Annotated in this window: 10 protein-coding genes; 1 reads left to right on the forward strand and 9 read right to left on the reverse strand. The window is 72.0% G+C overall.

Annotated features, from left to right (window positions below):
• Window positions 1–304: 304 nt before the first annotated feature.
• Window positions 305–544 (forward strand): hypothetical protein, encoded by a 240-nt coding sequence (locus GI374_RS14015; RefSeq protein WP_229583299.1) that lies wholly within the window; start codon window positions 305–307, stop codon window positions 542–544.
• A gap of 238 nt (window positions 545–782) precedes the next feature.
• Here GI374_RS14015 and hflX read toward each other — a convergent pair whose 3' ends face one another.
• The 9 genes from hflX to dusB all read right to left on the reverse strand — a co-directional run bounded on the left by hflX (window position 783) and on the right by dusB (window position 12,610).
• A complete protein-coding gene (hflX, locus tag GI374_RS14020) occupies window positions 783–2,111 on the reverse strand; it encodes a GTPase HflX (protein WP_154337697.1) in 1,329 nt (442 codons plus the stop codon).
• The gene (gene hfq / locus GI374_RS14025; RefSeq protein WP_154337698.1) at window positions 2,112–2,345 is read right to left on the reverse strand and encodes an RNA chaperone Hfq; all 234 of its coding nucleotides are present in this window, start codon (window positions 2,343–2,345) and stop codon (window positions 2,112–2,114) included. It abuts the gene before it with no gap.
• 103 nt (window positions 2,346–2,448) lie between these two features.
• Window positions 2,449–3,999: a TrkH family potassium uptake protein gene (locus GI374_RS14030; protein WP_154337699.1), complete on the reverse strand. Its 1,551-nt coding sequence runs from the start codon at window positions 3,997–3,999 to the stop codon at window positions 2,449–2,451.
• A gap of 1 nt (window position 4,000) precedes the next feature.
• Window positions 4,001–5,377 carry a Trk system potassium transporter TrkA gene (gene trkA, locus GI374_RS14035; RefSeq protein ID WP_154337700.1) on the reverse strand — a complete coding sequence of 459 codons (1,377 nt, stop codon included), beginning with the start codon at window positions 5,375–5,377 and terminating at the stop codon, window positions 4,001–4,003.
• A 27-nt stretch (window positions 5,378–5,404) separates the two neighbouring features.
• Window positions 5,405–6,793, reverse strand: a complete 1,389-nt coding sequence (locus GI374_RS14040) for a sigma-54 dependent transcriptional regulator (protein ID WP_154337701.1) — start codon at window positions 6,791–6,793, stop codon at window positions 5,405–5,407.
• Complete coding sequence (locus tag GI374_RS14045; protein ID WP_154337702.1) at window positions 6,790–9,015, reverse strand: PAS domain-containing sensor histidine kinase; 2,226 nt, start codon at window positions 9,013–9,015, stop codon at window positions 6,790–6,792. Before GI374_RS14045 ends, GI374_RS14040 begins: the two co-directional genes overlap by 4 nt.
• A 115-nt stretch (window positions 9,016–9,130) precedes the next feature.
• Complete coding sequence (locus GI374_RS14050) at window positions 9,131–10,510, reverse strand: sigma-54 dependent transcriptional regulator (RefSeq protein ID WP_154337703.1); 1,380 nt, start codon at window positions 10,508–10,510, stop codon at window positions 9,131–9,133.
• A 10-nt stretch (window positions 10,511–10,520) separates the two neighbouring features.
• Window positions 10,521–11,597 carry a nitrogen regulation protein NR(II) gene (locus GI374_RS14055; RefSeq protein ID WP_154337704.1) on the reverse strand — a complete coding sequence of 359 codons (1,077 nt, stop codon included), beginning with the start codon at window positions 11,595–11,597 and terminating at the stop codon, window positions 10,521–10,523.
• Complete coding sequence (dusB, locus tag GI374_RS14060) at window positions 11,594–12,610, reverse strand: tRNA dihydrouridine synthase DusB (protein WP_154337705.1); 1,017 nt, start codon at window positions 12,608–12,610, stop codon at window positions 11,594–11,596. The genes GI374_RS14055 and dusB overlap by 4 nt, the downstream gene beginning before the upstream one ends.
• Between the last annotated feature and the right edge of the window lie 96 nt (window positions 12,611–12,706).

Genomic DNA, 12,706 nt, shown 5'->3' on the forward strand with positions numbered 1-12,706 from the left:
GTGGACGTCGATGCCGATCACGCGTCGCATCTGCGCCTCCTTGTCAGCCTCAATGACGGGAGCGGCGTGGGGGACACGACACCTGCGGAGCCGCACGCGCAGCGCAACCGGGCGAGTCGCAGAGGCGGCCATCTACTGACGCCAGCTCGAGGCTCATCGAATACATCGGCCTGCCCGCAGCTTCGTGCTCCCGGAGCCTCTGTCCCGGATGCTCACAGCCTACGCCGCCAGCGCGAACCGACGGCCGGAATCTGGCCCCGGTCACCTCATACCGGTTACGAATGCCGTGGAAAGCCTCAACCGGGTGATCCGCAAGGCCATCAAGACCCCCGGCCCGCTCCCGTCCGAGAAAGCCGCCGAGAAGCTGATCTGCCTGGCCATCCGCGAGCACGAGAAAACCGCGCGAAACGTCAGAGGCTGGCGGACAGCGGTCAATCAGTCCGCCATCATGTTCGACGACCGCTTCAACCCGCTCGGCGGCGGAAGGCGGTCAAACGGAAACGAGCCGAAAGCCCATCCGCGGAATGTCGGACATTCCCCCTAGGCGCGGCCATGCGCCCACCAGATCGTTGGCCGCGGGCAGCCGGCCGGTAGGACATGGACAATCCCCTGATCACGCGCCGACCACACACCCTCGTGCACCGGGTCGGTTGCTCGGCAATCGTCGCCCAGGCTCGCATTATACCGATGCCATCACGAACTTCCCTCCCGAGTGGGCAGGGCCGAGTGAATAACCTGTGTCACAGGAGAAACAAAAAGATGATCGGGTTTCGACACTAGCCTCAGCCACTCTCGCGCGCCTCGAACGCGGCCTTCTGCCGGTCGGTCCAGCGCACGCGCAGATGCACCGCGTCCTCGCCGGTCCGCTCCTCCAGCACCACGCCCGCCTCGTGCAGCCAGGCGCGGCCGCGGCCGTCGGCGAAGGGCAGCGTCACCTCCGCCTCGGTCAGTGCGCCGCCGAGCGAGGCGGCGAGGCCGTCCGTCACCGCCGCCACCAGCCGTTCCATGCCGGTGCCCTCCAGGGCGCTGACGGCCACCACGCCGGGCCGCCGGGCGTCGGTCGTCTCGATCGCCTCGCGCTCGGCCGGGTCCAGCATGTCGATCTTGTTCCAGACCTCGATCAGCGGCACGTCCTCCTCGACCCCGAGGCTGGTGAGGATCGCCTTCACATCCGCCGACTGCGCCTCGGTCTCGGGATGGGCGATGTCGCGGACGTGGAGGATCAGGTCGGCCTCCAGCACCTCCTCGAGCGTGGCGCGGAAGGCCGCGACCAGCTCGGTCGGCAGGTCGGAGATGAAGCCCACCGTGTCCGACAGGATCACCTTGCGCCCGCCGCCGTCCGAGGCGGCGCCGGGCAGGCGGATCGCGCGCATGGTCGGGTCGAGCGTGGCGAACAGCATGTCCTTGGCCATCACCTCGGCCCCGGTCAGGCGGTTGAAGAGCGTCGACTTGCCCGCGTTCGTGTAGCCGGCGAGGGCGACGATGGGGTAAGGCACCTTCGCCCGCGCGGTCCGGTGCAGCGTCCGCGTCCGCACGACGCGGTCGAGTTGGCGGCGCAGGCGCACGACCTGATCGTCGATGGCGCGGCGGTCGGCCTCGAGCTGGGTCTCGCCGGGGCCGCCGACGAAGCCGAAGCCGCCGCGCTGCCGTTCGAGGTGGGTCCAAGCGCGGACCAGCCGCGTCCGCTGATAGCTGAGCGCCGCCAGTTCCACCTGCAACACGCCCTCGCGGGTCCGCGCGCGGTCGGCGAAAATCTCGAGGATCAGCCCGGTCCGGTCGAGGAGCTTCACGCCCCATTCCTTTTCGAGGTTGCGCTGCTGCACCGGCGTCACCGGCCCGTCCACCAGCACCAGCTCGATTTCACCTTCCTCCAGGTGCGTCTTCAGTTCGGCCAGCTTGCCCGTGCCGAACAGGTGCCCCGGATGCGGGTCGCGCAGCCGCACGACCTCGCCGCCGATCACCTCGATCGCCGGCAGCGCCTCGGCCAGCGCCACGGCTTCCGCCAGCGCGTGCTCAGGCTCGCGGCGGGTGGTGCGGGCGTGGCCGAGGTCGGGATGCAGCACCCAGGCGCGGGTGGGGCGGGCGGCGGTCTCGTGCGGGGCGGTGGCCAATCAGTCCTCGGCTTCGTAGAGCGAGATCGGCTGGCCCGGCATGATGGTCGAGATCGCGTGCTTGTAGACCAGCTGCGACTGCCCGTCGCGGCGCAGCAGCACGCAGAAATTGTCGAACCAGGTGATCACGCCCTGCAGCTTGACGCCGTTCACGAGAAAGATCGTGACCGGCACCTTGTTCTTGCGGACGTGATTGAGAAAGGCGTCCTGAAGATTCTGCTTGCTGTCCGCCATTGCACGCAACCTTCTTGTTTTTCGTTGATCGGGCTTGCTGTTCCGAGACTTATGACCGCCGCTGCGCCCTTGCAAGCGGCGTGGTGGGACGCCCGGCTCCTTCTCAGCGGCGCCAGTAGCCGCGCGACAACAGCGCGAGGACGGCCACGATCTCCAGCCGCCCGACCACCATCGCGCCCGCCAGCACCGCCTTGGTGAAGCCCGGCAGCCCCGCCCAGCCCTCCCATGGCGCGCCCGCGACCCCGGCGCCGCCTTCTAGCGTGGGGGCGAGGGGGACGGCGGTCATCAGCGCGCCGGTGTTGGTCAAGGCGGCCACTGCGAGGATCGTGGCGGTCTCGAACTCCACCCGCTGCAGCGTGACCAGCAGGACGGTGGCGGCGATGGAGCCGGCGAACAGCATGAAGAAGACGAAGGCGAGGAAGGCCCCTTCGCCCCGCAGCCGCCGCCAGATCGGCCCCCCGCCGGCGACCGAGGCGGGGTGGACGATGCGCTCCATCTCGCGGTTGGAATGGACGGCGAGGGCGGCGATGCGGAGCAGCTTGACCCCGCCCGCGGCCGTGGCCGCGCCGCCGCCGACCACCGCGAGGCCCGCCAGCAGCAGCCCCGGCGCGGTCAGCCCCGACCAGGTGACGGCGCCGCGCCAGTCGCTCGAGGTCCAGCCGGTCGTGGTCAGGTAGCTCAGCGCGGTGAAGACCGCGCCCCAGACTGCCGCGGCGCCGTTCGCGATGTTCTTGATGACGTTCGGCGTGGGGGTCGCCGGATCGGCCACGGCGACGCCGTGGCGCAGCAGCACCACCAGCCCGACCAGGGCAACGATTCCGAAGGCCAGCCGCAGCTCGGGGTCGTCGCGCAGCCGGGCCGTCGTGCGCAGCGCATCGCCCCCGGGCCAGAAACGGCGCGAGAGGCCGAGGCAGAGCACCGACAGCACCATCGCCTCGCCGAGCCAGCCGGTCCGCGCGCCGACCGGCCCGTGGACCGCGTAGATGCCCGAGGTCGAGACCGTCCCCATCGCCCGCATCAGCGCCGGGAAGCCGCCGTCCCCCGCCGCGCCGAGCCCCGCCCAGAGCGCCGCCGTTGCCCCGGCATAGAGCGGCAGGATCGCCGAGGCCGCGCGCGCCATGCGCCGCGTCTCGCCGGGGATCGCCGCGCGCCCCTGCGGCGGGGCGAGGGGCGGTGCGACCAGTTCGAAGCCGCCGACCTGCAGCGGCGCCTTGATCGCCACGGCGGCCGCGAGGACCATGAGCCCGCCAAGCCAGCCGACCAGCCCGCGCCAGAGATGCACCGGGGCGGGCAGCCGCGCCGGCTCGTAGAGGCTGGCGCCGGTCGTCGTCAGGCAAGACAGCATCTCCCACCAGGCGTTGAGCCAGCCGGTGTCGGGCAATGCCTGGGCCAGCGGCAAGGCGAGGGCGGCCGGGATCAGCGTGTAGGCCCCGGCGAGCGTCAGCAGGCCGCCATGGGTCCGCCGCCGCCCGGCGGACATCGTGGCGAGGCCCAGCAGTGCCGCGACAAGGCCGAGGATGGCCGCCGAGCGCAGGAAGATCGAGGCCAGCGGCCATTGGCCCATGACCGCCGCCTGCAGCGCCGGGACCAGCATCGCGCCGGCGCTGATCCCCAGCAGCAGGACGAACAGCGGGACGCGGGCGAGCTGCGCCATGTCAGAAGTAGTCGATGCCGACCTGCAGCAGCCGGTCCACCTCGCCCAGATCGCCCGTCAGCACGAGGAGGGTGACGAGATCGCCAGGCTCCAGCCGCAGGGTGGGGCGGGCCGCGACCACCTCGTCGCCGCGCCGCACGAGGCCGAAGAGCGCGCCCGCGGGCAGGCCGACGCTGCCGATGGTGCGGCCCGCGAGGCCGCTCCTCGGCAGCACCTGGGCCTCGATCACCTCGGCCGCGCCGTCGGCGATCAGCTGCACGTCGCGGACCCGGCCGCGGCGGACATGGCGCAGGATGGTCGAGACGGTGACGCCGCGCGGCTCGATCCAGGCGCCGACCGGCACCGCGTCCACGAGCGGCACGAGCGTCGGGTCGTTGATGACCGCCACCGTCAGCGGCGCGCCCATCTGGTGCGCGCGGACGGCGGCGAGGATGTTGGTGCGGTCGTCGCCGGTGATCGTCACGACCGCGTCCGCGCCGCCGACCCCGGCCTCGGACAGAAGGTCGGTCGAGAGGCCGCTGCCCTTCAGCACCACGGCGCGGTTCAGCGCGTCGGCCGCCGCCTCGCCGCGGCCCTGATCGGGCTCGATGATCGTGACCTGCGCGGGCGGGCTGCCCTGCTCCAGCATCTCGGCCAGCGCGACCGCCACCGGCCCGCCGCCGACGAGGATCACCCGGCGGGGACGCCGCAGCCGCCGGCCGAACAGCTCCAGCGTCCGCGCGGCATCGTCCTGATGCGCCATGAGATACACCCGGTCGCCCTCGAGGATCTGATCGTCCGGCTCCGGTGCAAACAGCTGCCCTTGCCGCTGCAGCCCCAGCACGACCGCGCGCAGGCGCGGGAACAACTCCGTCAGCTGCCGCAAGGGCGTATCGAGCGCGGCGGAACCCGCCTCCGGCACGATCCCGTAGAGCTGCGCCTGACCGTCGAGGAAGCTGCCGGTGTCGAAGGCCGCGGGGGCGGCGAGGCGCTCCAGTGCGGCCCGCGCCACCTCCCGCTCGGGGCTGATGACGTGGTCGATGGGCAGGCGGTCGGTGCGATACATGTCCTGCCAGATCGCGTCGAGATAGGCGGGCGAGCGCAGCCGGGCGATCTTCCTCGGCACCTCGAAGACCGCATGCGCCACCTCGCAGGCAACCATGTTGACCTCGTCAGAGGGCGTCACCGCCACCAGCAGGTCACAGTCGCGCGCCCCCGCCTGGTCCAGCACGTCCGGGTGACTGGCGAAGCCGGCGACGCCCTTCACGTCGAGGGCGTCGGTCGCGCGGCGGATCAGTTCGGGGTCGATGTCGATCAGGGTGACGTCATTGCCCTCGGCCGAGAGCTGGCGGCCGATCTGCCAGCCGACCCGGCCCGCGCCGCAGATGATGACCTTCATGCGCGTCTCCGCCCTGAGGCCCGTGCGTCACTTCGCCGCGACTTCATCCTCCACCCGCACGCCGCCGACAACCCCCAGCGACTTCAGCTTGCGGTGCAGCGCGCTGCGCTCCATGCCGACGAACTGCGCCGTGCGGCTGATATTGCCGCCGAAGCGGTTGATCTGCGCCAGCAGGTATTCCCGCTCGAACAGCTCCCGCGCCTCGCGCAAAGCCAGCGCGGTGATCTGCGGCCCCAGCGCCAGCGCGTCGCCATTGTCCGGCGTGGCCCCCTGCGGCTCCAGCTCCGAGGGGCGGATCGGGCCAAAGTCCTCGGCCAGGATGAGCACCCGCTCCATGACGTTGCGAAGCTGGCGGATGTTGCCGGGCCAGCGCATCGTCTGCAGCGCGGCCGCGGTCTCCTCCGGCAGCTCGCGCGCGGGCAGGCCCTGGGACTGGTTGAACTGCTCGATGAAATGCCGCGCCAGAACCGGGATGTCCTCGCGCCGGTCGCTCAAGGGCGGCACCGTCACCGGCACCACGTTGAGCCGGTCGTAGAGCTCCTGCCGGAAGCGCCCGGCGGCGATCTCGGCCGCGAGGTCGCGGTTCGAGGAGCTTACGACGCGCAGGTCCACCCGCACCCGGTCGCTGCCGCCGGCGCGGGTGAACTGCTGCTCGGTCAGCACGCGCAGGATCTTAGGCTGCGTGCCGAGCGGCATGTCGGCCACCTCGTCGAAATAGATCACCCCCCCATGCGCCTGCTCCAGCAGCCCCGGCTCGATCCCGCGCTCCGTCGTCTCGCGGCCGAACAGGACCTCCTCCATGCGGTCCGGCTCGATCGTGGCGCAGGGGACGGTGATGAAGGGCGCCTCGGCGCGGTTGGAATTGGCGTGCAGGTAGCGCGCCGCCAGCTCCTTGCCCGCGCCAGGCGCGCCCGAGAGCAGCACCCGCGCGTTCGACCGCGCCACCTTCTCCAGCTGCTCGCGCAGGCGCCGGAACGACGCCGAGCCGCCCAGCATCTCGGTGCTCGCCACCTCCTTGCGGCGCAGGCTCGCGTTCTCGCGCCGCAGCCGGGAGGTCTCCATGGCGCGGTTGATGACCACCATCAGCTGGTCGATGTTGAACGGCTTTTCGATGAAGTCGTAGGCGCCCTGCTTGATCGCGGCCACGGCGATTTCGATGTTGCCATGGCCCGAGATGATGACCACCGGCACGTCGGGGTTGTTGCGCTTGACGGTCTTGAGGATCTCGATCCCGTCCATGCGGCTGTCCTTGAGCCAGATGTCGAGGATCATCAGCCCCGGCGGCTCATCGTTGAGCGCCGCCAGGGCCGCGTCCGAATTGGCGGCAAGGCGCGTCGGAAAGCCCTCGTCGCGGAGGATGTCCGAGATCAGCTCACGGATGTCGCGTTCGTCATCGACGATCAGGATGTCGCTCATGGGGTTCCTGCCGGTTCATGTTCTTGTTGTTTTCGGGGACGGGGCGGGGCGACGAGGTGTGGTCCGCGCGGCAGCCGGATCTCGGCCACCGCACCCCGTGGCGGGTTGTCGCTGAGGGTCAGGCTGCCGCCATGCTCCTCGATGATCTTCTTGACGATCGGCAGCCCGAGGCCGGTGCCGCCGGATTTCAGCGTGACGTAGGGCTCGAAGAGGCGCGAGCGGTCTTCGGGCAGGCCCACGCCGTTGTCGGCGATGCGGATGACGGCGACGTCGGGCCGCGCGTCGAGCGTGACAACGATCCTCGGGGACCACCCGGGCTCCGGGTCTGCGGCCGCGCTCTCGGCCACCGACTCGCCCGCGTTCTTCATCAGGTTCGTCAGCGCCTGCCCGATCATGCCCGCATCGGCCTCGATCAGCACTGGATCGGCCGGGATCATCGCCTGAAGCCCATCCCCGAGGGCGTCGCGCTGCAGCAGAACCGCGTCGGCCAGCAACCGCGTGAGGTCGGTTTCGCGCCGGTCGGGGTCGGGCATCCGGGCGAAGCGGCTGAACTCGTCCACGATCCGGCGCAGATCGCCCGTCTGGCGGATGATGACGTCGGTATACTGGACCAGGGCCTCGCGGTCGGCCTCGCTGTCGGCGAGCTTCATGAACTTTCGCCGCACCCGCTCGGCCGAGAGCTGGATCGGCGTCAGCGGGTTCTTGATCTCGTGCGCGACCCGCCGGGCCACGTCGCCCCAGGCGGCCATGCGCTGCGCCGAGACCAGCTCGGTCACGTCGTCAAAGGCGACCACATAGCCCTCGGGCCTGCCCTCGGCGCCGCGGCGGACGGCCATGCGCACCAGCAGGCTCTCCATCCGGCCGTTGCGGGTCAGGCGGATCTCGTCCTGCACGCTGTCGGCGACGGCGGGCTTCAGCCGCGCGAAGAGGGCCGCGAACTCCGGCACAGCCACCGCGAGCGGCGCGTCGATGTCACCGCCGTCGATCCCCAGCAGCCGCGTGGCCGAGCGGTTGACGAAGTCGATGTCGCCGCCCGCGTCGAGGCCGATCACCCCCGACGTGACCGAGGACAGCACCGAATCGAACAGCCGCCGCTGCGCGTCCGACGCCTCGTAGGAGGCGACCAGCTCCTCGCGGCTGGCTTGGAGTTGCCGGGTCATGCGGTTGAAGGCCTGGCCCAGCGTCTGGATCTCGTCGCCGGTGTCGGGCTCGGGGATCTGCAGGCCGACATGCCCCGCCGCCACCGCATCCGCGGCGGAGGCCAGCCGCCCGATCGGCCGGCTCAGCCGCTCGGCGAAGACCAGCCCCAGCCAGATCGCGGCGGCGACGAGGAGGAGAGCGAAGCCCAGATACACGAGGCTGAACTCGAACAGCACCCGTCCGCGGGTCTGCTCGAGCTGCTGGTAGAAGGCCCCGGTTTCGCGCGTGCGATCGAGCAGGCCCAGAAGCTCGCCGTTCACATCGCGGGTGACGTAGAGGTAGCGCCCGCCCAGGGCCTGCAAGGGCAGCAGCGCGCGGTATTCGTTGTTGGGCCAGTCCTCGATCAGCGCGATCCCGTCGCCCCGCGCCTCGTTCATCGCCGGCTCGCCCGGCGGCTCGAACCAGAAGCGGTAGCTGCCCTCGCCGCGGGCGCGGATGTTGCCCGATTCGTCGATGATGTAAGCCTCGCGCAGCCCCCGCTGGATCTGCGCCTGCCCCTGCGCCAGCAGCTGCCTCAGCGCGCCGTCCTCGATCAGCGGGTCGGCCACCGCGGCGCGGTCGAGGAAGGCGCCGAGCGCGCGCACGTCCTGCGCGAGGTCGGCCTGATGCTCCGCCTGGTAGGCTTCGGCCGCCGAGAGGGCGGAGGCGACGACCTGCTGCACGCGCGACGAGAACCAGCCCTCGAGGCCGATGTTGACGGTCAGCCCGGCGAAGATCGCGACCAGCACCGTGGGCACGAGCGCGATGATGGTGAAGATGCTGACGAGCCGCAGATGCAAGCGCGAGCCCGCCGCCGACTGCCGGCGCGCGGTGATCATCCGCGTGAGACGGTAGCCGACGAGACCCGTGAGCAGGATCAGGTAGATCAGGTCGGACATCAGCACCAGGCGCAGCGCATTGCTCGCCGGGCCGCGGTCGAGGGGGCCAAGGACCGCCAGCGTCGCCAGGGCGAGGATCGGGCCGAGGATTACCAGCCCCAGCGTCGCCGCGTTCTGCACCCGGCGCAGCCGTCTGAGCCGCATAAGCCGCTCCCAGCTGCCGTTGGAGACCCGTCCTGCCACCGCTCGCCCTCGCGCCCCATTGCCTGGGACTGCCTGTTGCAGCGCGGCGACTCCCGCCACCGTGCCTGTGGCGGTTTTACATCAGGCGACGCCTCCGTGTCACGCCGATATTCAGCGCGTTCACCTTCTTGCGAAGCGTGTTGCGGTTGATGCCCAGCAGATCGGCCGCGCGAAGCTGGTTTCCGCCGGTGGCTTCGAGGGTCAGTTCGATCAGCGGCCGCTCGACCTCGGCGAGCACGCGGTCGTAAAGGCCCGCGGGCGGCAGCACCTCGCCATGCAGGTCGAAGTAGCGCCGCAGCTGCGCCTCGACGGCATCGGCGAGGCGGGTGACGGCGGGTCCGGTGGCGGGCGCGGGAGGGAGGCTTTCGGGCGCGTCGTCGAGCGCGGCGCGGACCTCGGCCTCGGTGATCTCGGCCGCCGTCGCCGTGAGGGCGAGGCGGGCGACGAGGTTTTCCAGCTCGCGAACGTTGCCAGGGAAGGCATGCGCCCTCAGCGCCGCCGCGGCGCTGTCCGACAGCTCGCGTGCGGGCAGCCCCTGCGCCGCGACCCGCGCCAGCAGATGCCGCGCGAGCGCCGGGATGTCGCCCGCCCGCGAGCGCAGCGGCGGGATCGTCAGCGTCGCGCCGGCGAGCCGCCAGTAGAGGTCGGCGCGCAGTCGCCCGGCGGCGATGGCCGCCTGCGGCTCGGGTTCGGTCGTCGCGACGACCCGCGGCGGCTCGGGCGCGGCGGCGAGCGTCTCCAGCAGCGCGGCGAGGCGCGCCTGCGCCGCCGGGTCCATGCCGGCCGGGTCCTCGACCAGCAGCGTGCCGCCCGTCGCCCCCGCCTGTCGCGCGCGCTCGAACGCCGCGTCGCTGGCGTCGGCGGGGCTGAGGACCGTCACGCCCCGGTCCCGGCGCGAGGACAGTTCGTGCAGGCTGCGCGCAAGCGTCGTGCGCCCCGCGCCCGCCTCGCCCGCGATCAGCACCGGCAGGTCCGCCTCCAGCAGCCGCGCCACCTGGCGGAACAGCGCCTGCATCGCGGGCGCATGGCCGACCAGCGGCAGGGTCGGGTCAGCCTGCGGCACGGCCTCGGGGGCGGCCGGCGACAGCCGCCTGCGGCGGTCGAGCGCGGCGCGCGCGCGACCCATCAGCTCGGGCAGATCGAACGGCTTCGGCAGGTAGTCGAAGGCATCCGCCGCCTGCGCCCGCACGGCCGTCACGATGGTATTCTGGGCCGAGATCACGATCACCGGCAGGTCCGGCCGCGCCTTCTTCAGCGCCGGGATCACGTCGATGCCGTTGCCGTCCGGCATCACCACATCGGTGATGACGAGGTCCGGCCGCGCCTCCTCGACCCATTTCGCAAGCTGCGCGAGGCTCCCGGTCGCATGGACCTTGCAGCCCGCCCGCGTCAGCGCCTGGGTCAGCACCGTGCGGATGGTGCGGTCGTCGTCGGCGATCAGAACCGTGCCGTCCATGCGTCCCTCCTCATGCCTTCGCCAGCGACAGCCGGAACACCGTGCGCCCCGGCCGGCTGTCCACGCCGACCCAGGCGCCGTGATCCGCCGCGATCTTGGCGACCAGAGCGAGGCCGAGGCCGGTGCCGTTCTCGCGCCCCGAGATGAAGGGCTCGAAGATGCGTTCGGCGATGTCCTCGGGCAGGCCGGGGCCGTTGTCCTCGACCTCGAGATGGATGGGCAGCGGCCGCGCCGGGTCGGAAAGGCGCAAGGCGCCGTCGTAGAAGCTCCGCAGCCGGATGGTGCCGCCGCGCGTGCGGTCCAGCGCCTCGGCGGCGTTGCGCATCAGGTTCAGCACCAGCTGCATCAGCTGGTCGGGATCGGCTGCGACGGGTGGCAGCGAGGGGTCGTAGTCGGGCACGATCCGCACGGCGCGGGCAAAGCTGAGTTCCGCCGAAAGCCGCGCGCGCTCCAGCACGTCATGCAGGTTGACGGCGGCGAGGGCGGGGGGCGAGGTGTCGCCGAAACGCTCGACCTGATCGAGCAGCGCGACGATGCGGCGGCTCTCGGCGACGATCAGTTCGGTGAGGTCGGCGAGGTCGCCGCGGCCCTCGGGCAGCTCCATCGCCAAGAGTTGCGCGGCGCCGCGGATGCCGGCGAGGGGGTTCTTGATCTCATGCGCCAGCATCTCCGCCATGCCGGTCGCGGCGCGCGCGGCCCCGCGGGCGGCGCGGGCGGGCGCGTCGCGGAACGGCTCCTCGGGGACCAGCACGACCGAAAGGCCGCCGCTCGGCGCGGGGGCGGCATGGATCGCCGCGCGCCGCGTCACCGGCGCGGCCGAGCGCGCGCCAAGCGTGATCCGCGCCGCGGGATGGATGATCGCGTCATGCCCCTCGGCCGCGCGGCGAGCGAGGTCGGTCAGCGGCGGCTCGACCGTCAGCCGCGCATCGCGGGCGAGCGCCGCCGCCGACTGGCCGAGGGCGGCGCGGCGCGAAAGGTTCAGCCATTCCTCCGCCGCGCCGTTCAGCGCCGCGAGGCGGCCCTCGGCGTCCAGCGCGAGCGCCGGCAGCGGCAGCGCCTCCCAGAGGTCGGCGAGGGGCGCGATCATCCGGTTTCCCCCGGCGCATCGGCGAAGCGCGCGGCGATCTCGCGCCGCGCCTCGGCGGGCGAGGGGGCCTGCACGAGGGGCGTGCGCGCCTCCGGGATGCCAGCGGCTTCAGCCCACCAGAACAGGTGCTTGCGGGCGACCCTTCCGCCAAGTTCGACCCCGTAGAAATCGAGGATGTCGTCGTAATGCTCCGTCACGGCAGCAGCCAGAGCGGCCCCGCGCGGAACCACGGGCGCCGCCGCCCCCCACAACTCATGCGCGATCTGCTGCAGCCGCCACGGCCGCCCCTGCGCCCCGCGGCCGACCATCACCGCCGCCGCGCCGGAGGCCGACAGCGCCGCGCGGGCCGATGCCGCGTCGGTCACGTCGCCATTCGCCACCAGCGGCGGCGCATCGGGCAGGCTCGCCACCGCCACCCCGACCGCCGCAATGGCATCCCAGTTTGCGCTGCCGGTGTAGAACTGCGCCCGCGTCCGCCCATGGACCGCCAGCATACGCACCCCCGCGGCCGCAGCCCGCGAGGCCAACGCGGGCGCGTTCAGGCAATCCGCGTCCCAGCCCAGCCGCATCTTCAGCGTCACCGGCAGCTGCGGCACCGCCTCGGCCACCGCCTCGATCAGCGACAGCGCCCGGTCGAGGTCGCGCATCAGCGCCGCCCCGGCGAGGCCGCCCGTCACCTTCTTCGCCGGGCAGCCCATGTTGATGTCCACGATCCGCGCGCCGAGATCGGCGACCCGCCGCGCCGTCTCGGCCATCACATCGGCCTCGCGCCCGGCGATCTGGACCGAGACCGGCACCGCGCCCTCGACCTCCGCCCGCGCCCTTGCAAGGGCCCGCGAGGAGGGCCGCCGCGACGCGATCTCGCTCGACGCGACCATTTCCGAGACCATCAGCCCGGCCCCGAACTTCGCCACCATGCGCCGGAACGGCAGGTCGGTGATCCCCGCCATCGGCGCGAGGATCACCGGGAAGGCGAGCGCCGCTGAGCCGAGGCGGATGGGTTGCACGGTCATGGTCGAGTCCTGCGGGCGAGGGGGCAACGGGCCAATGGGCAGTCGTGGGTCGGGGCCATCGCGGCGGGCTGGTTCTGGCGCTTTGCCGAGGGTTGG

Origin of the sequence: Paracoccus sp. S-4012 (assembly GCF_009674885.1) — a bacterium.
In the GTDB taxonomy this organism is placed as follows: Bacteria; Pseudomonadota; Alphaproteobacteria; order Rhodobacterales; family Rhodobacteraceae; genus Paracoccus.

Bases quoted from the DNA above. Each gene is read 5' to 3' on its own strand.
- hfq (WP_154337698.1), bottom strand. From the start codon at position 2,345: ATGGCGGACAGCAAGCAGAATCTTCAGGACGCCTTTCTCAATCACGTC.
- GI374_RS14030 (WP_154337699.1), bottom strand. From the start codon at position 3,999: ATGGCGCAGCTCGCCCGCGTCCCGCTGTTCGTCCTGCTGCTGGGGATC.
- trkA (WP_154337700.1), bottom strand. From the start codon at position 5,377: ATGAAGGTCATCATCTGCGGCGCGGGCCGGGTCGGCTGGCAGATCGGC.
- GI374_RS14040 (WP_154337701.1), bottom strand. From the start codon at position 6,793: ATGAGCGACATCCTGATCGTCGATGACGAACGCGACATCCGTGAGCTG.
- GI374_RS14045 (WP_154337702.1), bottom strand. From the start codon at position 9,015: ATGCGGCTCAGACGGCTGCGCCGGGTGCAGAACGCGGCGACGCTGGGG.
- GI374_RS14050 (WP_154337703.1), bottom strand. From the start codon at position 10,510: ATGGACGGCACGGTTCTGATCGCCGACGACGACCGCACCATCCGCACG.
- GI374_RS14055 (WP_154337704.1), bottom strand. From the start codon at position 11,597: ATGATCGCGCCCCTCGCCGACCTCTGGGAGGCGCTGCCGCTGCCGGCG.
- dusB (WP_154337705.1), bottom strand. From the start codon at position 12,610: ATGACCGTGCAACCCATCCGCCTCGGCTCAGCGGCGCTCGCCTTCCCG.